This window comes from Candidatus Magnetaquicoccus inordinatus (assembly GCF_004217665.1).
In the GTDB taxonomy this organism is placed as follows: Bacteria; Pseudomonadota; Magnetococcia; order Magnetococcales; family Magnetaquicoccaceae; genus Magnetaquicoccus; species Magnetaquicoccus inordinatus.
This window is the reverse complement of sequence record NZ_RXIU01000484.1, coordinates 1-1,213: the sequence shown is the minus strand read 5'-3', so window position 1 is coordinate 1,213 and position 1,213 is coordinate 1. Positions and strand designations below refer to the sequence as shown.

The following is a 1,213-nucleotide window of genomic DNA, read 5'->3' as shown; positions in this document are numbered from 1 at the left end:
TGACTGCCAACCTTTCCGAAAGGGTCCAACATGAAATACGGCAGTTGCCAGCTCCCCTGCTCCAGGAAGTGCTGGATTTCATCGGTTATCTCGCCCATCGCCACGGCATCGATAAAGCGGATACCGATCCATTGAAGGCAGCCCAGGAACGCTCCATGCGCAAGGTGTGGGACAATCCGGATGACGAGGTGTGGAATGATCTATGAACCGGGTGAACTGGTGTTGATCCCCTTTCCCTTTTCGGATCTTGCCACTGAAAAGAAACGGCCAGTGCTGATCCTGACTTTCCCTGACCGCTACGATGATTTCATCGGATTGGCCGTGACATCCGCCCCCATGCAAGAAGCCGCTGTGCCCTTGCATCCAGCCTCGATGTTGCAGGGCTCTCTACCCAAACCAAGCTGGGTTCGGCTGGACAAGGTGTACACCTTGGATACAGGGGCCGTGGTTCGGAACCTGGGGAGAGTAACGCCGGATTTTTTTTCCATGGTGGTGCGAGGGTTCTGCCATACGGTAGGTTGCCCAGTCGATCGTGGCTATTCCCAGTCAGCATGAAGCGGTCCGGAAACCTTTTCGATACCATCGTCGCCTTTCCCAACCTGTGGCGGGCGGCCCACAGGGCGGCATAGCCGCAACCAGAATAATAGGCGTTCCGCCTCCTGATTCGGTATGTTGAGGTTGACCAAAACCAACAACGAATCCAAAGGGGAACGCCATGAACGCATTTTTATCAAAGCACGAAAACGATGTCATCGGAAAGCTGTCGGGATTTGACAGATTGGTGTTTCGAGGAACGCTGCGTCCATCCGCTCATCAACAAATCGCCCATGAATTTGGTTTTTCAGGAGTATAGCCATGTTGAACAGTTACGAAGCGGTTCTTGATCATGGAACAGTTCGCTGGTTGGGCACTCCGCCTGCTGTCGAGCGGGCACCTCTCATCATCACCGTGCTTCCTGGAAAAGTTACAGAAGATCAGCACGATTCCCAATTCCGTCGGCCACCGGACAAGATTAAGGGTAGACTGCATATCGCGGGGGATATTGTCGAGTCACCCTATTCAGAGGAAGAATGGAGCTCCATGTCCGAGCGCACCTTGCGGCAACTCGAAGGTGATCCAAAGGCATTCAAATGATTAGGAGGAGTGCAACGGTTTCCGGCAACAAAACGGCACCATTGGCTGCGCGGATGAGGGGTGGAGGATTGCTGATAAA

The 1,213-nt window shown here is 53.6% G+C and carries 4 protein-coding genes; all 4 read left to right on the top strand.

The features are described 5' to 3' along the window. Nucleotides 1–206, top strand: a 206-nt coding sequence (locus tag EJP87_RS16725; RefSeq protein ID WP_227657740.1) for a DUF2281 domain-containing protein, incomplete at its 5' end; no start/stop codon positions are given. After that, complete coding sequence (locus EJP87_RS16720) at nucleotides 196–555, top strand: type II toxin-antitoxin system PemK/MazF family toxin (RefSeq protein ID WP_193771496.1); 360 nt, start codon at nucleotides 196–198, stop codon at nucleotides 553–555. The genes EJP87_RS16725 and EJP87_RS16720, both read left to right, overlap by 11 nt. A 160-nt stretch (nucleotides 556–715) precedes the next feature. After that, nucleotides 716–853, top strand: coding sequence for a hypothetical protein (locus tag EJP87_RS18205; protein WP_193771495.1), 138 nt, complete (start codon nucleotides 716–718; stop codon nucleotides 851–853). A gap of 2 nt (nucleotides 854–855) precedes the next feature. Further along, nucleotides 856–1,134, top strand: a complete 279-nt coding sequence (locus EJP87_RS16715; RefSeq protein ID WP_130472962.1) for a hypothetical protein — start codon at nucleotides 856–858, stop codon at nucleotides 1,132–1,134. Nucleotides 1,135–1,213 lie beyond the last annotated feature (79 nt).

Coding starts and splice junctions, on each gene's coding strand:
- EJP87_RS16720 (WP_193771496.1), top strand. CDS start 196: ATGATCTATGAACCGGGTGAACTGGTGTTGATCCCCTTTCCCTTTTCG.
- EJP87_RS18205 (WP_193771495.1), top strand. CDS start 716: ATGAACGCATTTTTATCAAAGCACGAAAACGATGTCATCGGAAAGCTG.
- EJP87_RS16715 (WP_130472962.1), top strand. CDS start 856: ATGTTGAACAGTTACGAAGCGGTTCTTGATCATGGAACAGTTCGCTGG.